The sequence below is a fragment of the Bacillus sp. JZ39 genome, from assembly GCF_053903145.1.
On the sequence record NZ_CP096389.1, the window covers coordinates 1,106,583 to 1,127,649 of the forward strand.

Consider the following 21,067-nt stretch of genomic DNA (forward strand, 5'->3'; position numbering starts at 1 on the left):
GGGGATTCAACTCCATTCTTAGGAATTGGGCTTCTGTAAAAGTATATGTTGGGCAGGGAGAGATGTGCGGAGATAATCAGCTTTTTATATGTGAAAAGGCCGTTTTTACCAATAGATCAGATTGGTCATTTTCGTCAACATTCGATAAAATATATAGAGATAAAAAGAGAGGGGTCTTCTAATTTGGGAGCAGAGTTTTTAGTAGGCAGGTCCGGGAGTGGAAAAACGAAGCTGATCATCGACAGCATTCAGGATGAATTGCGCCGGGCTCCATTCGGGAAGCCGATCATTTTTCTAGTCCCGGATCAAATGACGTTTTTAATGGAATACGAGCTTGCTAAAACGCCAGATATGGGCGGGATGATACGCGCTCAAGTATTCAGTTTTTCACGATTGGCCTGGCGCATCCTCCAGCATACGGGAGGAATGAGCAGGCCGTTTCTGACGAGCACCGGCGTACAAATGCTCCTGCGGAAGCTCATTGAGGAGCATAAACAGGAGTTCAAAGTCTATCAAAAAGCGAGTGACAAAAGCGGGTTTACCGCACAGGTTGAGCGGATGCTGACAGAGTTTAAGCGCTATTGTCTGGAACCGGAGGATATCCGCCGGATGGCGGAAAGCGGAACAGCTTCCGAGTATCGCGGAGAACGAGTTTTATCTGAAAAGCTCCATGACTTATCAATTCTGTATCAGCAAATGGAAAAAAGCCTCGCAGACCAATATCTTCACTCTGAGGATTATTTGACATTGCTGGCAGAGCATATCCCGCTTGCGGAAGATATAAAAGGCGCCCATATCTATGTGGATGGCTTTTATCAGTTTACACCGCAGGAATTCAGGGTGTTGGAGCAGCTTATGGTTCATGCGGAGCATATCACGTTTTCGCTCACAGCGGACAAGCCGTCATATGAGCGGGAGCCGCATGAACTGGAATTGTTCAGAATGACGGGGAAAACCTATTACCGCCTGCATCAGAAGGCGAAGGAACTGAATTTGGACATTACGTATAAAGAGCTGAGCGGGACTGAGCGGCATACAAAGACGCCGGAATTGGCGCATCTAGAGGCACAGTATGAAGCGCGTCCGGCCGTTCCATACGCAGAAAAACAAGAAGCCCTTACTGTGATGCAGGCCGCAAACAGACGGGCTGAGCTGGAAGGCATTGCCCGGGAAATTCACGCCCTAGTCAGAGAGAAGGGATATCGCTATAAGGATGTAGCCATTCTTGCGCGCCAGCCGGAAGACTACAAGGATATGGTGAAGGAAGTTTTCGCAGATTACGAGATTCCTTATTTCATTGACGGAAAAGCATCTATGCTGAACCATCCGTTAATTGAATTTATCCGGTCAAGCCTTGATGTTCTGAAAGGGAATTGGCGTTATGAAGCGGTGTTTCGCTGCGTGAAAACCGAACTGCTATTCCCGCTCAATGAACCGAAGGCCAAAGTGAGAGAACAGGTCGATCAGCTCGAAAATTACTGTATCGCCTATGGTATTAAAGGCGACCGCTGGACAAAGGGCGATCGTTTCCAATACAGGCGTTTTGTGTCATTGGATGATGATTTTGCGCAGACTGATCAGGAAATCGAAATGGAAAACATGTTGAATGACACCCGCGATTGGATTGTTCCGCCGCTTTTTCAGCTTCAAAAACGCATGAAAAAAGCGAAGACGGTTCAAGAGAAGGCGGAGGCGCTCTATCGTTATTTAGAAGAGACGGATGTGCCGCTGAAGCTGGATCAGGAAAGGCAGCGTGCTGAGGATGGCGGCAGAATCATTGAAGCGCAGCAGCATCAGCAGGCGTGGGACGCAGTCATTCAGCTGCTTGAGGAGTTTGTTGAAATGATGGGAGATGATGAGATTTCTCTTGATTTGTTTCAGCAAATGATAGAAGCCGGCGCGGAGTCGCTTACATTTTCTCTAATTCCGCCTGCGCTTGACCAGGTGTTTGTCGGCAATATGGATTTGTCCAGAATGTATGGCACCTCCTGCACCTTTGTGCTCGGGGCAAACGACGGCGTTCTGCCGGCACGCCCTGATGAAAACGGGGTCCTGTCGGATGATGACCGGGAATGGCTGAAAACGATTGGGGTTGAGCTATCCTCAGGCGGACGGGAGCGTTTGCTTGATGAGCATTTCCTCATCTACATGGCGTTTTCAAGTCCGTCTGACCGGCTTTACGTATCGTATCCGATTGCTGATGCGGAAGGAAAAACGCTTTTGCCGTCGATGATCGTTAAGCGGCTGGAAGAACTGTTTCCGCATCATAAGGAGCGCCTGTTAACAAATGAACCTGAACAGGTCAGCGATGAGGAACAGCTGATGTATGTCGTGAATAAAAGCGTGGCACAGTCCTTTACCGCGAGCCAGCTCAGGTTATGGACCCGGGAATACGACATCAGCGACGTCTGGTGGAGCACGTACAATGTGCTGATGAGTGAGCCGGACAGGCTGCAGTCGAAAAAGCTGTTCTCAAGCCTGTTTTTCCGGAATGAAGTGAAGCAGCTTGAACGCAGCGTGTCGAGACAGCTCTATGGTGAACGCATTCAGGGCAGTGTATCGAGAATGGAAACCTTTAACGCATGCCCGTTTTCCCATTTTGCGTCACACGGGCTGCATTTGAAGGAACGGCAATTTTTCAAGCTTGAAGCACCGGATATCGGCCAGCTGTTTCATTCCAGCTTAAAGCTGATTTCTGACAGGCTGCGTGAGCAAAAGCTGGATTGGCGCGATTTAACGAAAGAGCAATGCGAGCTGTTTTCCTATGATGCGGTAGAGCGGCTGGCACCGAAACTGCAAAAGGAAATTCTGCTCAGCTCAAACCGGCATTATTATGTGAAGGAAAAACTGCAAAAAATTGTGACACGTGTATCCGGCATTTTAAGCGAGCATGCGAAAGCGAGCGGATTCGTACCGATCGGGCTTGAACTGGGCTTTGGAGGAAAAGGGCCGCTTCCGCCGCTGACCTTTCAACTGAAAAACGGCTGTACGATGGAACTCGTCGGGCGAATTGACCGTGTTGATAAGGCTGAAAGCTCAAAAGGCCTGCTCCTCAGGATTGTCGATTATAAATCAAGCGACAAAGGCCTTGACTTAGCGGAAGTATATTACGGATTGGCACTGCAAATGCTGACGTACCTTGATTTATCGATTACACATTCAGCTGACTGGCTCGGGATGAGGGCGACGCCTGCCGGAGTGCTGTATTTCCATATTCATGACCCGATGATTCAATCTAATCTCCCGCTTGGGCTTGACGAGATTGAACAGGAGATCTTTAAGAAATTTAAAATGAAGGGCTTGCTCCTCGGTGATCAGGAAGTGGTTCGCCTCATGGATACAACCCTTCAAGAGGGACGTTCAAATATCATAAACGCCGGCTTGAAAAAAGACGGATCTCTTAGATCAGACTCGGCAGCAGTCGGTGAAAAGGAATTTGATCTTTTGACAAAGCATGTGCGCCGCACCTTCCAGGAAGCTGGCGAACAAATCACCGACGGGCGCGTATCCATTGAGCCGTACAAAATGAAGAACAAGACGCCGTGCACATACTGTGCGTTCAAATCAGTATGCCAATTTGATGAATCACTGGAAGATAACGAGTATCGCCCATTAAAGGCTGAAAAGGACAAGACAATACTTGAGTGGATAAAAAAGGAGGCGGATGGCAATGAACATTCCTAAACCGGCAGACAGCACATGGACAGATGACCAATGGAATGCCATTGTTTCAACCGGCCAGGATATTCTTGTGGCAGCGGCTGCGGGCTCTGGTAAAACCGCTGTGCTCGTTGAACGAATGATTCGGAAAATCACCGCGGAGGAAAACCCAATAGATGTAGACCGTCTTCTCGTTGTGACATTTACAAACGCCTCAGCGGCAGAGATGAAGCACCGAATCGCAGAAGCCTTGGAAAAAGAGCTTGTACAGCGCCCCGGCTCGCTGCATATCAGACGCCAGCTGTCTCTTTTAAACCGGGCCAGCATTTCGACGCTTCATTCCTTTTGCCTGCAAGTGCTGAAGAAATATTACTACTTGATCGATCTTGATCCGGGCTTTAGGATAGCTGATCAGACGGAAGGCGAGCTGCTCGGTGATGAAGTGCTTGACGAGCTGTTTGAAGACGAATATGCAAAGGGTGAAAAGGCATTTTTTGAGCTTGTTGACCGCTATACGACAGACCGGCACGATCTGGATCTGCAATTTCTCGTTAAACAGGTGTACGAGTATTCCCGATCCCATCCCAACCCCGAGGCGTGGCTGGAAAGCTTTGTTCATTTGTATGATGTATCAGAAAAGAGCGCCATCGAGGAGCTGCCGTTTTATCAATATGTCAAAGAAGATATTGCAATGGTGCTTAACGGGGCGAAGGAAAAGCTCTTGCGCGCGCTTGAGCTGACGAAAGCGCCGGGCGGCCCGGCGCCGCGTGCTGACAATTTTCTTGATGATCTTGCGCAGATTGATGAACTGATTCAGCATCAGGACGATTTCAGTGAACTATATAAGCGGGTGCCCGCCGTCTCTTTTAAGCGTGCCAAAGCAGTAAAAGGGGATGAGTTCGATCCAGCGCTCCTTGATGAGGCGACAGATTTGAGAAACGGTGCAAAAAAACTGCTTGAAAAGCTCAAAAACGACTACTTCACGCGAAGTCCTGAACAGCACTTGAAAAGCCTAGCCGAGATGAAGCCTGTCATTGAAACGCTCGTACAGCTTGTCATCAGCTATGGAAAACGATTCGAAGCTGCGAAACAGGAAAAATCAATCATCGATTTTTCTGATTTGGAGCATTACTGTTTAGCGATTTTGACAGCTGAGAATGACAAAGGTGAACGTGAGCCGAGCGAGGCTGCGAGGTTTTATCAGGAACAGTTTCATGAGGTGCTCGTTGACGAATATCAGGATACCAACCTCGTGCAGGAATCGATTCTGCAGCTCGTCACAAGCGGTCCGGAGGAGACTGGTAACCTGTTTATGGTAGGAGATGTCAAACAGTCGATTTATCGATTCAGGCTTGCGGAGCCGCTTCTTTTCCTCTCTAAATACAAACGGTTTACAGAGAGCGGAGAAGGCACGGGGCGGAAAATCGATTTAAATAAAAATTTCCGAAGCCGGGCTGATATTTTAGACAGCACAAACTTTTTATTTAAACAGCTGATGGGCGGCAAAATCGGTGAGGTCGATTATGACGAGCAGGCTGAGCTGAAGCTTGGTGCAGCGTATCCGGACAATGACGAGACGGAAACAGAGCTGCTGCTGATCGACAACGCAGAAGATACGGATGCAAGCGAGGAAGCAGAAGAGCTTGAAACGGTGCAGTTTGAGGCAAAAGCCATCGCTAAGGAAATTCGCAAGCTGATTTCATCGCCGTTTAAGGTGTATGACGGAAAAAAGAAAACACATCGCAATATTCAATACCGAGATATCGTGATTTTGCTCCGTTCGATGCCGTGGGCTCCGCAAATCATGGAGGAGCTGAGAGCACAGGGCATACCGGTTTACGCCAATTTAACGTCAGGCTATTTTGAAGCGGTCGAAGTCGCCGTCGCGCTTTCTGTGCTGAAGGTGATTGATAATCCGTATCAGGATATACCGCTTGCCTCTGTGCTGCGCTCACCGATTGTCGGAGCAGATGAAAACGAGCTGTCTTTGATCCGGCTTGAAAATAAAAAAGCGCCGTACTATGAGGCGATGAAAGACTACCTGGCTGCTGGTGACCGGAACGATGAGCTTTATCAAAAGCTAAATACGTTTTACGGACATCTGCAAAAATGGCGCGCGTTTTCGAAAAACCACTCAGTATCTGAGCTGATTTGGGAAGTGTACCGCGACACCAAATATATGGATTATGTCGGCGGCATGCCGGGCGGAAAACAGCGCCAGGCCAATTTGCGTGTTCTTTATGACAGGGCGCGTCAATATGAATCAACGGCATTTCGCGGCTTGTTCCGTTTCCTGCGGTTTATCGAACGCATGCAGGAGCGGGGCGATGATCTTGGTACGGCGAGAGCGCTCAGCGAGCAGGAGGATGTTGTCCGCTTAATGACGATCCACAGCAGCAAAGGGCTCGAATTTCCAGTCGTGTTTGCAGCAGGTCTCGGCCGGAATTTCAACATGATGGATTTAAATAAATCGTACCTGCTGGATAAGGAGCTCGGATTTGGCACGAAGTATATTCATCCGCAATTACGCATCAGCTATCCGACACTTCCGCTCATTGCGATGAAGAAAAAAATGCGCAGGGAGCTGCTGTCAGAGGAATTGCGTGTGCTCTATGTTGCATTAACGAGAGCGAAGGAAAAGCTGTTTCTGATTGGCTCATGTAAGGATCATCAGAAACAGCTTGCAAAATGGCAGGCATCCGCGTCCCAAACTGATTGGCTTCTGCCGGAATTTGACCGCTATCAGGCGAAAACGTATCTAGATTTCATCGGCCCGGCTCTTGCCAGGCACAGAGACTTGGGGGATTTGGCTGGTGTGCCAGCACACGCTGACATCTCAGGCCACCCGGCTCGTTTTGCCGTTCAAATGATCCATTCCTATGATTTGCTTGATGATGATCTGGAAGAAAGAATGGAAGAAAAAAGCGAGCGCCTAGAAGCGATCCGCCGAGGTGAACCAGTTCCTGGCTCGTTTGCGTTTGATGAAAAAGCCCGCGAGCAGCTGAGCTGGACATACCCGCATCACGAGGTGACGCAAATTCGGACAAAGCAATCGGTTTCTGAGATCAAAAGAAAAAGAGAGTACGAGGATGAATACAGCGGCAGGGCCCCTGTAAAACCGGCTGATGGAAGCATTCTGTACAGACGTCCCGCTTTTATGATGAAAAAAGGCCTGACAGCGGCAGAGAAAGGGACTGCCATGCATACGGTTATGCAGCATATCCCGCTGTCACATGTGCCGTCGATAGAAGAAGCTGAGCAGACGGTTCACAGGCTTTATGAAAAAGAGCTTCTCTCTGAAGAACAAAAAGACGCTATTGATATAGAAGAAATCGTGCAATTTTTCCATACAGAAATCGGCGGACAGCTGATCGGTGCTAAGTGGAAGGACCGGGAAATACCATTCAGCTTAGCGCTTCCGGCCAAGGAGATCTATCCTGATGCACAGGAGGCAGATGAGCCGCTTTTAGTGCAGGGTATCATTGACTGTCTCTATGAAACTGAGGACGGATTATATCTATTGGATTATAAGTCGGACCGGATTGAGGGCAAATTCCAGCATGGATTTGAAGGAGCGGCCCCGATCTTGAAGAAACGATATGAAACGCAAATTCAGCTGTACACGAAGGCAGTGGAGCAAATTGCAAAAACAAAGGTAAAGGGATGTGCGCTTTATTTCTTTGACGGAGGGCACATTCTGACATTATAGCGAGATCCATAAGCTCCGGAATTTCAGGCGGAGCGGGTCTCGTTTTCTATATAAAAGAGAGGTGAAAGTATTTGCGGATTTTACATACGGCTGACTGGCATCTTGGAAAAACGCTTGAAGGAAGAAGCAGGCTGAGTGAACAGGCCGATGTGCTGGATGAACTGAATACGATTGTAAAGGATGAGCAGATCGATGCCATTGTAATGGCGGGGGATGCATTTGACACCGTAAACCCGCCAGCTTTAGCCGAGCAGCTGTTTTATGAAAGCCTGTCTGCGCTTAGCGACAGAGGAAAGCGCCCGATCGTTGTCATTGCCGGAAACCACGATAATCCTGACCGTTTGTCCGCCGCTTCACCGCTGACACATGAAAACGGCATTCATTTAATCGGTTATCCGACAACAGAGCCGATTCATATTGAAGTGCCTTCAGCAGGAGAGCTTTTGGCGGTTGGAGCACTGGCGTACCCATCTGAAGCGCGGTTAAATGAAGTGCTATCCGATACGTTTGATGAAAAGCTGCTCCGTGATCACTATGATGTGAAAATCAGGCAGGCGTTTGAGCATATGACAAGCCGGTTCCGGAACGATGCAGTGAAGATTGCCGCCAGCCATATTTATGTGGCAGGCGGAAACCAAACCGATTCAGAGCGGCCGATTGAAGTCGGCGGTGCATACACGGTGGCTGCTGAAAGCCTGCCGGCAGATGCTGCTTACGTTGCGCTCGGCCATTTGCATCGACCGCAAACGATCAAGCGGGCGCGGACGCTTGCGCGTTATTCAGGATCTCCGCTCGCCTACAGCTTTTCTGAAGCGGGCTACGCTAAATCAGTGACGATTGTGGACGCAAAGCCTGGGGAAGAGGCCACTTGGCAAGAGGTGTTATTATCAAGCGGCAAGCCACTTGTGAAGTGGAAAGCGGCAAATGGATTAAGTGAGGTGTACAGCTGGCTGGATGAAGGCAGAGATCAGAATGCTTGGATTGACTTGGAAATCCGTGTCGCGGACCAGTTGTCACTTGAAGAGATTCACAGGCTGCGGAAGGCGCACCCGGGCTTTATCCATATCAGGCCGGTTTTTGAAGAACAGAACAAAGACCGGGAACGGATCGAGGTTAAACATGTCTCAATCGAGGACCGCTTTAAGAAATTTTATGAAAAACAAACTGGCGGTGCGGTGCCGGATGAAGAAATGGTGAAGCTGTTTTTAGAGCTTGCATCAGGCGTTGAAGAGGAGGATGCGAAATGAAGCCGATCGCCTTAAGCATTAAGGGGCTCCACAGCTTTAGAGAGGAGCAGACGATAGATTTTGAAGGCCTTTCCGGTGCTGGTGTTTTCGGCATTTTCGGCCCGACAGGAAGCGGTAAATCCTCTATTCTCGACGCAATGACGCTTGCTTTATACGGAAAGGTGGAACGGGCGGCGAATAATACGCACGGTATCTTAAACCAGGCGGAAGATACGCTGTCTGTTTCCTTTACCTTTGCGCTTCAGACGAATCACCAAATCTCATACAAAGTCGAGCGTGTGTTTAAGAGAACGGATGAAATGAAGGTAAAAACGGCACTTTGCCGCTTCATCGAAATCAAGGATGAGCATACGGTGCTGGCTGATAAAGCCAGCGAAGTGAATAAAAGAGTTGAGGAGCTCTTAGGGCTGACGATCGACGATTTTACGAGAGCGGTGGTGCTGCCCCAAGGGAAATTTGCTGAATTTCTGTCTTTAAAAGGGGCAGAGCGCAGGCATATGCTTCAGCGTTTATTTAATTTGGAGCAATATGGAGACAGGCTTGTGAAAAAGCTGAGACGGCAGGCGCAGGAAGCCAATGCGAGAAAAAATGAAATGCTTGCTGAACAGTCCGGTCTCGGTGAGGCGAGCTCAGAGGCAGTGGAGCAGGCTGAAAAGGCTCTCGAACAAGCTGAAGCCCGGCTGGAAGCGATGAGGAAGAACCGTGATCAGGCGAAGGAGCGGTTTACAGAGCATCAGGAGATATGGAATGTCCAAAAGGAAAAATCCGCTTATGAAGAAGAGGAAAAACGTCTCGCAGAAGAACAGCCGCATATAGACAGCATGCAAAAACGCCTGCTGGAAGCAGAAACAGCAGCAGCTCTTAAGCCCTATGCGGACCGGTACGCAGAAGCGATCCAGCATGAGGAACAAGCTGAAAAGGAACAAACGCTAGCCCAAAAGGATTTAGCAGACCGGACAGCTTTCTTTCAGCAAAAACATGACGAGTATGAAGCGTGGCGCCAGCATAAAAGCGAGAAAGAGCCTGAGCTTTTAACTGAGCAGGAACAGCTTTCACGCTTGCAGGAAATCGAAATCAAACTGAGTGAGGCCAAGCAAGAGGAAGAGCGCAAAAAGACTGAACTCCAGCAGAAAGAAGAGGCTCTTCAATCTGTCATGAATGAATTGGAGACGGTAACAGACCGCCTGACACGAGGGCAAAACAGACAGACAGAATTGAAACAGCAGCTCAAATCCCTGCAGGTGACATCCAATGAGCGAAAAAGCTGCCATCAGGCCGCAGAAATGGCATTGCGCATCAGACAAACCGAGGAGCAAATCAAAAAAGAGAAAAAACGAAGTGAAGAATTGAACCTCGTGCTGCAGAAGATGAATGAAGAGAAGAATACACTCGTTCAAAAGACGGAAGCGGAAGAAAACAACATCATTCAGGCATATGAGGCTGTACAAACTGTGTACCATTTGGTGTGCGAAACGGAACGGTCATTAACACATATGACTGACCAGGCTAGAAAAAGACAACACGCGCTTCACTTACAGCGTGAAAAAGCAAGGGTGGCACTGCTGACAAAAGAGTTAGCCCAAAAGCTGACTGCCGGAAAGCCTTGTCCGGTTTGCGGTTCAACCGATCATGATCCATCTGCCTCAGTACATGAAACGTATGAAGCCGACAGCCATCTTGAAGAGGACATCAAACGGACAGATGTGTTATTGACGGAAGCTGCAGCTCTCAGCCAGGAGATTCTTTCAGCCAAAATTACGCTTGAAGAACAGTCCGCGCGCTTTATTGAACAGTGTCCGTTTTTGCAGACAATTCAAGCACAGAACCTTGAAGCGGCAGCTTCCTTTGAACATCAGCCGGTGTATGAAGCATTTGAAACTGCCAAATTCGAATGGAAACGAATCAAGCAGGACATTCTTTCTGTTAAGACACGAATGGCACAAATGATCGGCGCCTATCAGGAATCTTTAAAAAAGGCCGAGCAGCTTAATGAAAAAATCGGTTTTGAAAAAAGAGAGGCTGACCGTATTGAAAGCATTATCACTGAGCTCCAATCCTCAATGGACAGCAGTCTGAACATGTTTAAAGAAGCATTTCAGAATCAATCTGTGGACGAAGCAGAAAAATGGCAGCAAGCTATTGAAGAAAAGGACCGGGCTGCAGAAGAATGTGAAAAACGAATTGAGAAGAGTATTGCGTTTCTTGCTGAGCATGAAGCACAAAAGGAAAAACTGCGGGAATCGGGACACCGGCTTGAACGAGAAAAGCTGGAGCTTCATTATGCGGCTGAACGCATCAAGAGCGTGATAGCTGATTATGAGCACGAACTCGGAGATTATGCAAAAGGAGATTCGATTCAAATCAAACTCCGCTCTGTCCAGCAGGATCTAAAGCTGTTAAAGGAAAAAGAACAATCTTTATATGAAGAACTGCAAAGCGCCCAAATGAAGCTCAACCAGGCGAAAAGCCGCGCTTCTGCAAGCGAGCTCACTCTTCAAGAGGCGAAGGGCAGATTGGAAAAAGCAAAAGCTGCTTGGCTTGAGCATACAAAAAACACCTCCATTACCCGGACTGAGGAGGTTGAACAAAGTCTCATCCCAGCTGATGAACTTGAAAAGATGAAAACCGGCATAGACCAGTTTATGGATAAACTGAAGCAAAATGCTGCAAACTTAAAACGAGTAGCAGAGATACTTGCCGGCAGAGCATTATCAGAGAGCGAATGGAACGAAACCGTTGCAGCATTACAAGAAGCTGAGGACGCATTTGGCGCTGCTATAGAGGAAAAAGGCGCGGCTGCAAAAGCACTGGCTGTCATTCGCGACCATCATAAACGGTTTAATGAAATTGAAGCTGAACTGAAAAAATGGCAGACGCATATCGACAGGCTGGACAAGCTGCAAGCTGTGTTTAAAGGCAATACCTTCGTCGAATTTTTAGCTGAGGAGCAGCTTGAAAGCGTTGCGAGGGACGCCTCAGCAAGACTCAGTATGCTGACAAGACAGCGCTATGCCATCGAAGTAGATTCAGAAGGCGGCTTCGTGATGCGGGATGACGCGAATGGAGGCGTACGACGCCCGGTTTCCAGTTTGTCTGGAGGAGAGACCTTCCTCACCTCGCTTTCACTTGCTCTTGCGCTGTCTGCGCAGATTCAGCTTCGGGGGGAATACCCGCTTCAGTTCTTTTTCTTAGACGAAGGCTTCGGCACACTGGATCAAGATCTGCTTGATACGGTTGTAACGGCTTTAGAAAAACTTCAGTCAGACAATCTGGCTGTCGGTGTCATCAGCCATGTACAGGAACTGCGTGCACGGCTTCCGAAAAAGCTGATCGTCCATCCGGCTGAACCGAGCGGCCGCGGTACGCGGGTATCACTTGAGTTGATGTAAGGGAGGAGCGGATATGGCAAAGCAGACTGCCGGAATATGTGAGCTGTGCGGCCGGAGCAATGTCCAGCTGACAGAGCATCATCTCACACCGAAAGAGGAAGGCGGAACGTTTTTGCCGACAGCGATGCTCTGTATTCCTTGTCATAAACAGATTCATGCCTTATATACCAATCAAGAGCTCGCTGTACGTTTAAATGGAATGGCTGAACTCAGAAGCGATCCAGAGCTTGCCCGGTTTGTCAAATGGATCAGAAAACAGCCGCCTGAGAAGCTGATCAAAACAAAGAAATCAAATGAACGAAAAAAGAAAAAATGACTAAAAAGCAGCCCTCTCTTTGCAGAGCGGCTGCTTTTATCCGTTTCCAACCATATCCTGATCGTTGACATCGGGGTCTATATAATTTGTCGCGTTGACTGCATTATTTAATAGAAGGAAATCTCCCGTGTTTCCTGCTCCCGAACCGAGCGCAGATTTTGAAGAGCTTTTCGGAGAAAGGTAAAAGGAATCACCAAAGTTTACGACTCCGCCCGATATGGAATTGATAGCTATAGGCCCGACAATTGCTGGCATAAACGACACCCTTTATCGAAGTCTCTGTTTATTATATGTTCTTGGCGGGCGATTGTGAGCGCGGAGACTGAATCTGTCTGATATGTTTGATTCTCGCATCACCGCGGATAAGCGAAGCTGAACCAGCATGTAAAACAGAAGAGGCGGACACCCCTTGAATTTTGATGCTGCGAACATAAATAGCCGGCACCTCGTGGCAAAATGCGCTTTGTACACCTGTTTCGGGAATCGGCTTCACTGCCTGCTGCTGAAAGATTTGGTACTCCTTTTTGTTAAATGAGCCTTCATTATGGTAAAACGTGGACCGAGAACGCTGAACAGCAAATACTTTTACACTCATATCGATTTCATTTGTGTCGCCAACTTGAAACACACTTGCGATCCCGAGGGAATTACACTTAACTAGTCTGATGCGTGATATGCGTTTAAGCATTATTCTGGCGCAATCGGAGCAAACGGCCCGATGATAAGAGATTCAGGCGGTGTATCAAAAATAGAAGACAGGTAGATGGATTCAGTGTCTCCGATGTGGAAAACGGAGGAACTGGACACACCGTTCATCCGGATGTCCCCGACTTCCAAGCTGCGGTTGATGACTGTAAAGATCATGCTTGCTCATCTCCTTTCATTTCTGATGGAATATGCTCCAGAAAGTGTTCTACAGCGCGGATGACATCACGCTTCACATGCTCAGCGATATGTTCTGCATATTGTGCAGGCGGTGTATTTTCTTCTTTTTTGATATGGGACATATAATAGTGAATCCGGCTGTCCATTTGTTTTCTGATGTCTTCAATAACATGATGTCTGTTTGTATCGTCAAGTCTGCTGTCATATTGGTTTTCAAGCTGTTCCAAAATATCTGGGATTTCTTCGGTTAAGTACATGTCGACATTCTGGCGGATCTGCTGCATGAGCTGAGCGCTCTCTTCCTGCTGCATCATCCCGATTTGCGGTGTCGACTGGCTGACTTCAAAGTTTTGGACGCTGTTCGGGTCAGTCGGATTTAAGCCGATATTCAAAGTCCCGTCGAGCCTTTCAATTTTCAGCTGATCAAATTTATACTCCACACGCTCAATGGTAGTGGCCGGCCGCTGTTTCATCGTATTCATTTCAGTTTGAATCTCTTTCAGCTGACGTTCGAGCTGCTGAATGTGAATCGCCTGCTGCTGAACGAAGGAATTCAAGTTTTGCAGGTAAGAGGAAACAGATTGATCATACATGTTCTTTCACCTCTTTCATATGATTAACGGCCAGGAGGCTGGAGCGGGACCAATGAACCTGTGTCGGGCTCCTGCAGCTGGAGCGGTTGCCCTGAGCCAGAAACTTCTGGTGCCGGTTCTACATAACTCCCTGTATTATACAAATTTGACAGAGACTTGATTGATCCGGCGCTCCCGATTTGCAGAATGGAGGAGTTGCTGATTGATTCCAGCCGGAGATAGTTGATTTGAATGGTTTGATTAATATAGAAGTTCATGAGCCTCACTCCTTTTACGCATTGGCCACGATCGGCTGATCAACCGCATCATTGTCATACACATTCGTCGCGTTTTGATAATTCATTACCTTGAGGCTGTCGCCGGTATTAAAGCTGCCAGCACCGGCAAACGTTCTGACCTGAGCCTGAGGAGAAATCGTAATGCAGTCCCCGATGTGAACGACTCCGCTCGTACCAATCGCATTAATTTTAAACGCTCCGACAATGGCCGGCATACGAGCACATCCTTTGTTGAAAAATTGAAAAAAGACAGGTAAAGTGAAATGACAATTCTGATTTCAATTGGGCTATTCACGATAGCTTATGACAAACGCACATATGTGTGAGAGAAATTTAAAGGGGATATATCGGCTTTTGATGAAAACGTTTTATTTTTTGGGCCGTTATGTTTAAACATGGTAAAAGAGGATGTTGGGTATAAATTGAGCGGAAATGCGGCGAAGGATGCCGCTATCCGCCTATGGTGATTTTTGTTTATTTCTTTGGTGTTTTTGCGTGTAGAATGCTTTTTGGAGTATGTCGTGCTGCGGTATTCGATTTTTGGGCGGGCACATTCTCGCCCTGAGGTATATCTCAGAAGTGCTGAGCAAAAATCGGAGTTACATGTGGTGTATTCTAATTGTTATAGAAAATGATTTACATACGGGAGTTTTCAAGATATCTCCCAAAAATCATTTCTTCTTTAATCCGGGTATTCAGCAGGATATCCAGCTCTTGGCTGCATTGAATCGTTTCTTTTGAATTCATGCCGTATTTTTGTGCGGTTTCAATTAGTGTGATCCTCATTTCTTCAATTTTACTGTTCATTACGCTATCTCCAATTCTAGATTTTATTTTGATATAAATACAGGATATCGTTAGTATAACCTATTTTGGCTCAAAAGGTTGCCTTTCGTCAATTTGACTAAAAAAGCGACAATTTTTGCTGCGGCCTTTTTTAATGGAGAAAGGACTAAAGTCTTGCTAAGTGTGCTTGCAAAAAGTCCTGCCGTTCCTCAATTTCTCTAAGTATGTTTGTCTGCTCCTTTTCGATCTGAAAGGGGCTTTTTTTGATAAAAGGATCATCAGCAGCACTTTGACAAATGTCAAGGTGCCATTCGTTGATGAGAGGAGATAATCGTTCAATAGTAAACGACCGCTTCAGCACGTTTTTCATTAAGGTGTGATATTGCGACCTGAAGGCGGGAATGGATAGAAGCCTTGACGAAAGCGTCTTTCCTTTTGTCAGAAGCGGGTCTTCTTCATACCATTCTTGTACGGCAAGCGATCTTGTCTCCATCGGGGAAACGTAAAGCCGACCGGATTCGTTTAAACAAAATGTGTAGTAAAAGCCTTGATTGGTGCAGGCGTTGCCGATCAGCCACAAAAAAAACAGCTTGACATCCAGATACAATTTAATCCTTTCAGCCAATTCGTCATCTCCGGCTGTGCGGATCAGTATGAAAAATTCATGTAAGAATGCCGAGAAATCATTGTTAAAAAGGGACAATGGAACCCTTGGATCGGCCGTCTTCACTCCGTAACTCCTTTTACCGGCTGGCTGATGGTTCTTGATGTTCAAATAAATGCCTTCAGGCTGGCCATTGATGGTCAGAAAGCTGTACGAGGCAACGGGAGCAGGTACGCCGATCTGGTCAAAAAAACAATAGGCGAGTCTGCGCCGCATCAGGGACGGATCATCCTGTTCTGCATTCAAAAAAAGTGTCCTTTCACCAAGCAGAGACTTTTCCCAGCTGATTTCATAGGATGCCTTTTCCGCTCTGTCACGCTGTGTGAGAAGAATGGGAGAAACAGATCGATCTGTTACGAAAAGCCCCTTGGCTGTACCTTTCCTTTTCAGCTGCTCCCGATGAAAAAATAAATGCACGCGCTCCATATTCTTTCCTCCTTCTCAAAACGACATTTGTATGATATGTAGAGCAAGCCCGTCCTGAAACGAAATGAAAACGGAATTGAGAAAAAGGGATTTCAGCATTCGACAGAGAATACATGAAGGAGCATTCTGATTTAAAAGATGATGGAGGAATAACATGAAATTTGCGACAGGGGAACTTTACAACCGAATGTTTGTCGGCCTGATCATTGACGATGAGAAAATTATGGATTTGCAGAAGGCTGAAAAAAAACTGTTTGAACTTGAGACGATTCCGGGATCGCTGATTGAATGTATCGCAGAAGGGGATAAATTCGTTGCGCATGCAAGGCAGCTGGCCGAGTGGGCAAAGAAACCGAATGATGAGCTGGGATCATTTATGTATTCATTATCTGAGGTGAAGCTCCATGCACCCATTCCGAAGCCATCAAAAAATATCATCTGCATCGGCAAAAACTACCGGGATCACGCGATTGAAATGGGGAGCGAGGCTGATATTCCGGAGCATCCGATGGTATTTACAAAATCGCCGGTAACGGTTACGGGGCATGGTGATATCGTAAAGAGCCATGAAGAGGTTACCTCTCAGCTTGATTATGAGGGAGAACTTGCTGTCGTGATCGGAAAAAGCGGGACTCGCATTTCAAAAGAAGATGCATATGACCATGTTTTCGGATATACGATTGTGAATGATATCACGGCGCGTGATCTGCAAAAAAGGCATAAGCAGTTTTTTATCGGAAAAAGCTTGGATACGACATGTCCGATGGGGCCCGTGCTTGTACATAAATCATCTATTCAGGAGCCAGAGCGCCTCAAGGTTGAAACAAGAGTCAACGGCGAGCTGCGCCAATCCGGTTCGGCAAGCGATATGATCTTTTCCATTCCGGAATTAATTGAAACCCTCTCAAAGGGGATGACGCTTGAAGCGGGCGACATTATTGCCACCGGTACGCCGTCTGGTGTCGGCAAGGGGTTTACGCCTCCAAAATTCTTGCGGTCAGGTGACAAAATTGATATTACAATTGATCCGATCGGAACGCTGTCAAACCAAATTGGCTGAATAAAACTGGAGGGCGGACCCGGACCCGCCCGTTTTTTCTGATAATCATCTTTGTGGCAGAGGACAAGTTCATGGTACTATAAGTGGGGTAATTTATCTGATAGGGGGAACATGTATGACACACCTACATATTACGACATGGGTGGTAGCGCTGATTCTGCTTTTCGTCAGCTACTCGCTGTATTCGTCAGGAAGTGCGAAGGGCGCAAAAATCACTCATATGATTCTGCGGTTATTCTATATCCTTATTATTTTGACAGGAGCTGAGCTGTTTGTCCGTTTCGCCAACTGGAACGGAGAATACGCCGGCAAAATGATTCTGGGCATTATCACCATCGGCCTGATGGAAATGCTCCTCATCCGCAAGAAAAAAGAAAAATCAACAGGAGGCCTGTGGGTCGGCTTCGTCATTGTCCTTTTGTTGACAGTGCTGCTCGGTCTGCATTTGCCAATTGGTTTTCAATTGTTTTAATAGAAAAACCTATGAACCCGGCTCTTTGATAGAGTTGGGTTTTTTTATATTTATCCCCTCATATTCCAAATCATTTAAAATAACCTTAAAATTCCCTGTAAGCGGTATCTCGTCCTATGAAATTATGATACCTTCAAGGAGATTCATTATTTTGCAGGAGGGATAACATGAAACGCAGAAAATTCAGCTCGGTTGTGGCGGCAGTGCTTATTTTTGCACTGATTTTCAGCCTTTTTTCTCCGGGAACCAAAGCTGCAGCGGCCGGCGCGATCGATCAGGCGGCTGCTCTGGAAAACGGCAAAGAGCAGACAGGCGCCATGAAGGAGCCGGAACAGGTGAAATGGTACAAAGTGACCCCGGGAGCAACGGATATTCAGAAAAACTCACATATGGCACTGACCGTAAAGAGTGATTCAGTACTGAATGTATCTGTATATCCAAGTAAGGAAAAAGCGCTTAAAGATGAGACGTTTGAGATGTACCGTTCTTTCACAGCGGAGGATGGAAAAAGCGAAGTCATCTTTCCATACGCGTGGAGCGGCCCTTACTATGTAAAAGTTGAATACCTCGGAGAAGAAGAGCCAGAGGACGACGGAACGGCAGAAGCAGCTGCAGAAGCCAAGTATACGATTGGGTATAAAGGCACCAAAAAACAGCCGTCAGATTTAGAAGAGGAAGAAGCTTGTCCGGTTGAAATGAGTGTCGATCAGAAGAAATCAGGAAAAGGCATCCTGGATAAGTTGAGAGCGATTCGTGATGAGCAGCTGAGCCAAACAGCAGAAGGCAAAGAACTGACAAGTCTTTATTACAAAGCAGCACCGTTTATCGTTGCAAAACTCGCACTCAATAAAACAGCAAGAAATGAAATCTATCAGGATCTTGTGACATTAAAGCCGTTATTTGACGATGTGTCAGAAAACGGAGCATCATCTTCGTATAAGGTCACTGAAAAGGATCAAAAAGCAATCAACCGGCTATATGATAAAGCTTTACAATCAGTCCCGTCATTCCTTAAAGAGGAGATAAAGAAACAAGCGGACCGACTAAATATGAAGCAGCTGCAAGGCAAAACAGCCGGAGCCATTTTAACAGAAAACAATATTGCAGCAAAAAGTGAAGTTCAGACAACAAAGGTTATTTTCAAGGTGAAGGACAATAAAAGCCTCTCATCCGTACATAATGAAATGAAGGGCTTTTCTGCAAGCGCGCAATCGAAAAAAGACATATCCAATGTGAAAAAGGCAAAGAAACTGTTTGACAATCTGTATTCATTTGAACTTCCGAAAGACGAGAAACAGAACGGCGCATATACGGCAAGCGCCAAAAGGGTCAAAAGCGCTGCTGCGACACTATCCAAGATGTCCAATGTAGAGTTTGCGGAACCCGTGCAGGAATACAAAAGCCTGGCAAACGACATTCAGTACCCTTATCAATGGCCGCTTAAAAACAACGGTGAAAACGGCGGTGTCAAAAATGCGGATGTGAAATATGAGCCTGCCAACACATTGCTGTCCAAACGCAAGCTTAACGATACACTCATTGCAGTAGTAGACACAGGCGTTGACAGCACGCTTGCCGATTTAAAAGGAAAAGTAAGAACAGATCTCGGACACAATTTTGTCGGACGGAATAACAATGCAATGGATGATCAGGGGCATGGGACGCATGTCGCAGGCATTATTGCGGCCCAAAGCGATAACGGCTATTCAATGACTGGATTGAATGCCAAAGCAAAAATCATCCCTGTAAAAGTGCTTGATTCCGCAGGTTCCGGAGATACTGAACAAATTGCTCTCGGCATCAAATATGCTGCTGACAAAGGAGCAAAGGTGATTAATTTAAGTTTAGGCGGAGGCTACAGCCGCGTGCTTGAATTTGCTTTGAAGTACGCAGCTGACAAAAATGTCTTGATTGCCGCAGCCAGCGGGAATGATGGAGAAAATGCCTTATCTTATCCTGCATCTTCTAAATATGTGATGTCAGTCGGCGCAACGAACCGCATGGATATGACCGCTGATTTCTCTAACTATGGAAAAGGTCTGGACATCTCTGCTCCAGGGTCTGATATCCCGAGCTTAGTGCCGAACGGAAATGTCACGTACATGAGCGGAACGTCTATGGCGACGCCGTATGCTGCCGCTGCTGCAGGATTGCTGTTTGCTCAAAATCCTAAGCTGAAAAGAACAGAAGTTGAGGATATGTTGAAAAAGACGGCAGATGATATTTCCTTTGAAAGTGTCGATGGCGGAGAAGAAGAGTTGTATGACGATTATGGCGATCCGATTGAAATTCCGAAGACACCTGGTGTAGACTGGCATTCAGGCTACGGGCGGCTGAACGTCATGAAGGCTGTCAGCGCAGCTGATTTACAGCTTAAGGTCAACAAGCTGGAAAGCACTCAAACAGCTGTCAGAGGAAACGCGAAGGAAGGCACACTTATCGAGGTGATGAACGGCAAAAAGAAACTCGGCAGCGCCAAAGCCGGAAAAGACAATGCGTTCAAGGTTAATATCGCGCCTCAAAAACAGGATCAAGTACTGTATGTGAAAGCAACAAAAGGCGATGCGAAAACATCGTATAAAGTTGTCGTCGTCAAAGGAAAACCTTCCGGCACACCGAAAGTAAACGCGGTGAAAACGAAGGATACGGCAGTAAAAGGGAAGGCAAACAGCAAAGCGATGATCAGAGTGAAAAACAAATCAAAGAAAGTCATTGCTTCTGCCAAAGCTGACGCAAAAGGAACGTTTTCGGTGAAAATCAAAAAACAAAAAGCCGGAACGGTGCTGTACGTCACGGCTGCGGATACAGATAAAAAAGAAAGCAAGGAAGCAAAAGTTGTTGTTGAAAAGTAACCAAAAAGCGGTGCTCGATGCACCGCTTTTTTATTTGCGCCCCCGTTGGACTGCTGAATACATAATGGATCGCTTTCCGTTTGAAGCCGTCCATTCAAAACGGTCTCCTGTCCCTTCGCTGCTGTAGTGATGCTGCATCGCGCATTGTGCGGTGTCATTTGAAAAGTGATAAAAGGACACACCCTGCCCCGCCGAAGTATTCGAAAAGACTCCTTTATTATAAGAAAAGACGCAATCGAATACCGATAAGCCGAAGCTGTGCAAGTGCTGCAGAAATGCGAGAAAGGTTTCGTCGTCAAGCGAATCCAAAAGCGCCATGAGCGGCCGCTTGACTGATTTCTCATAGCGGATGCGTTCTCCCCCGGAAAGGGAGATGTTTTCTTCACCGCATGCCAGAACCAATTGATCCTGGAAGCCGGCTTGCTCCCACTTTCCTTTATGATGGACCCAGATTGGGCTGTGTTGGAGAGTGTCCGCCAAAAGTATATCACCTTCTCCGTTTTCGATTAAACAGATGCCGTCTTCGATGAGGATGGTGCCGTATTCCCATTTTCGTTCCTCTGTATATATCAATTGTTTCCGTTTCATCCATGCTGTCTCCTTTTTCTTCATTCCTCTCTTTTCTTTCCAATTCAAGCCTGTCCCATACAACTCTTTTATGGACAAATCAACTATCTGCCTATAGATGCATAAACTTACTAAGGTGCTGAAAGAAACGAAATTGTTACGA

Annotated in this window: 17 protein-coding genes; 8 read left to right on the forward strand and 9 right to left on the reverse strand. The window is 46.9% G+C overall.

Translation table 11 applies throughout. The features are described from left to right. Nucleotides 1-183: 183 nt before the first annotated feature. The 5 genes from addB (at nucleotide 184) to hlpB (ending at nucleotide 12,321) form a co-directional block, all read left to right on the forward strand. Nucleotides 184-3,684: a helicase-exonuclease AddAB subunit AddB gene (gene addB / locus M1D65_RS05740; protein WP_249849643.1), complete on the forward strand. Its 3,501-nt coding sequence runs from the start codon at nucleotides 184-186 to the stop codon at nucleotides 3,682-3,684. Next, the gene (addA, locus tag M1D65_RS05745; protein WP_124073113.1) at nucleotides 3,671-7,369 is read left to right on the forward strand and encodes a helicase-exonuclease AddAB subunit AddA; all 3,699 of its coding nucleotides are present in this window, start codon (nucleotides 3,671-3,673) and stop codon (nucleotides 7,367-7,369) included. Before addB ends, addA begins: the two co-directional genes overlap by 14 nt. A 71-nt stretch (nucleotides 7,370-7,440) precedes the next feature. Continuing rightward, the gene (sbcD, locus tag M1D65_RS05750; RefSeq protein ID WP_072175670.1) at nucleotides 7,441-8,616 is read left to right on the forward strand and encodes an exonuclease subunit SbcD; all 1,176 of its coding nucleotides are present in this window, start codon (nucleotides 7,441-7,443) and stop codon (nucleotides 8,614-8,616) included. Next, nucleotides 8,613-12,005, forward strand: a complete 3,393-nt coding sequence (gene sbcC, locus M1D65_RS05755; RefSeq protein WP_456270807.1) for an exonuclease subunit SbcC — start codon at nucleotides 8,613-8,615, stop codon at nucleotides 12,003-12,005. The genes sbcD and sbcC overlap by 4 nt, the downstream gene beginning before the upstream one ends. 13 nt (nucleotides 12,006-12,018) lie before the next feature. Next, nucleotides 12,019-12,321 carry an HNH nuclease-like protein HlpB gene (gene hlpB, locus M1D65_RS05760; RefSeq protein ID WP_015252406.1) on the forward strand — a complete coding sequence of 101 codons (303 nt, stop codon included), beginning with the start codon at nucleotides 12,019-12,021 and terminating at the stop codon, nucleotides 12,319-12,321. 36 nt (nucleotides 12,322-12,357) lie between these two features. Here hlpB and M1D65_RS05765 read toward each other — a convergent pair whose 3' ends face one another. From M1D65_RS05765 to M1D65_RS05800, 8 genes are all read right to left on the reverse strand, one after another. Beyond that, entirely contained in the window at nucleotides 12,358-12,576 is a 219-nt protein-coding gene (locus tag M1D65_RS05765; protein WP_003233096.1) for a spore germination protein, read from the reverse strand. Nucleotides 12,577-12,607: 31 nt separating this feature from the next. Continuing rightward, the gene (locus M1D65_RS05770) at nucleotides 12,608-13,009 is read right to left on the reverse strand and encodes a spore germination protein GerPE (RefSeq protein ID WP_049140698.1); all 402 of its coding nucleotides are present in this window, start codon (nucleotides 13,007-13,009) and stop codon (nucleotides 12,608-12,610) included. Further along, nucleotides 13,009-13,185: a spore germination protein GerPD gene (gene gerPD, locus M1D65_RS05775; protein ID WP_014476380.1), complete on the reverse strand. Its 177-nt coding sequence runs from the start codon at nucleotides 13,183-13,185 to the stop codon at nucleotides 13,009-13,011. Before gerPD ends, M1D65_RS05770 begins: the two co-directional genes overlap by 1 nt. Continuing rightward, nucleotides 13,182-13,799 (reverse strand): spore germination protein GerPC, encoded by a 618-nt coding sequence (gerPC, locus tag M1D65_RS05780; protein ID WP_014476381.1) that lies wholly within the window; start codon nucleotides 13,797-13,799, stop codon nucleotides 13,182-13,184. Before gerPC ends, gerPD begins: the two co-directional genes overlap by 4 nt. A gap of 23 nt (nucleotides 13,800-13,822) precedes the next feature. Next, nucleotides 13,823-14,056 carry a spore germination protein GerPB gene (gene gerPB / locus M1D65_RS05785; RefSeq protein WP_003233090.1) on the reverse strand — a complete coding sequence of 78 codons (234 nt, stop codon included), beginning with the start codon at nucleotides 14,054-14,056 and terminating at the stop codon, nucleotides 13,823-13,825. 14 nt (nucleotides 14,057-14,070) lie between these two features. Continuing rightward, nucleotides 14,071-14,292 (reverse strand): spore germination protein, encoded by a 222-nt coding sequence (locus M1D65_RS05790; protein WP_003233088.1) that lies wholly within the window; start codon nucleotides 14,290-14,292, stop codon nucleotides 14,071-14,073. Nucleotides 14,293-14,713: 421 nt separating this feature from the next. After that, nucleotides 14,714-14,884 carry an aspartyl-phosphate phosphatase YisI gene (gene yisI, locus M1D65_RS05795; protein ID WP_003233086.1) on the reverse strand — a complete coding sequence of 57 codons (171 nt, stop codon included), beginning with the start codon at nucleotides 14,882-14,884 and terminating at the stop codon, nucleotides 14,714-14,716. 145 nt (nucleotides 14,885-15,029) lie between these two features. Then, nucleotides 15,030-15,953, reverse strand: a complete 924-nt coding sequence (locus tag M1D65_RS05800; RefSeq protein ID WP_029726290.1) for a CotH kinase family protein — start codon at nucleotides 15,951-15,953, stop codon at nucleotides 15,030-15,032. Between the two features lie 154 nt (nucleotides 15,954-16,107). Here M1D65_RS05800 and M1D65_RS05805 point away from each other — a divergent pair, with 154 nt between their 5' ends. From M1D65_RS05805 to wprA, 3 genes are all read left to right on the forward strand, one after another. Then, entirely contained in the window at nucleotides 16,108-17,013 is a 906-nt protein-coding gene (locus tag M1D65_RS05805; RefSeq protein WP_003245441.1) for a fumarylacetoacetate hydrolase family protein, read from the forward strand. Nucleotides 17,014-17,128: 115 nt separating this feature from the next. Next, the gene (locus M1D65_RS05810; protein WP_003244937.1) at nucleotides 17,129-17,485 is read left to right on the forward strand and encodes a YisL family protein; all 357 of its coding nucleotides are present in this window, start codon (nucleotides 17,129-17,131) and stop codon (nucleotides 17,483-17,485) included. Nucleotides 17,486-17,652: 167 nt separating this feature from the next. Further along, nucleotides 17,653-20,337, forward strand: coding sequence for a S8 family peptidase (wprA, locus tag M1D65_RS05815; RefSeq protein WP_213419330.1), 2,685 nt, complete (start codon nucleotides 17,653-17,655; stop codon nucleotides 20,335-20,337). A 30-nt stretch (nucleotides 20,338-20,367) separates the two neighbouring features. Here wprA and M1D65_RS05820 read toward each other — a convergent pair whose 3' ends face one another. Continuing rightward, nucleotides 20,368-20,949: a DUF2777 domain-containing protein gene (locus M1D65_RS05820; RefSeq protein WP_128747014.1), complete on the reverse strand. Its 582-nt coding sequence runs from the start codon at nucleotides 20,947-20,949 to the stop codon at nucleotides 20,368-20,370. Nucleotides 20,950-21,067 lie beyond the last annotated feature (118 nt).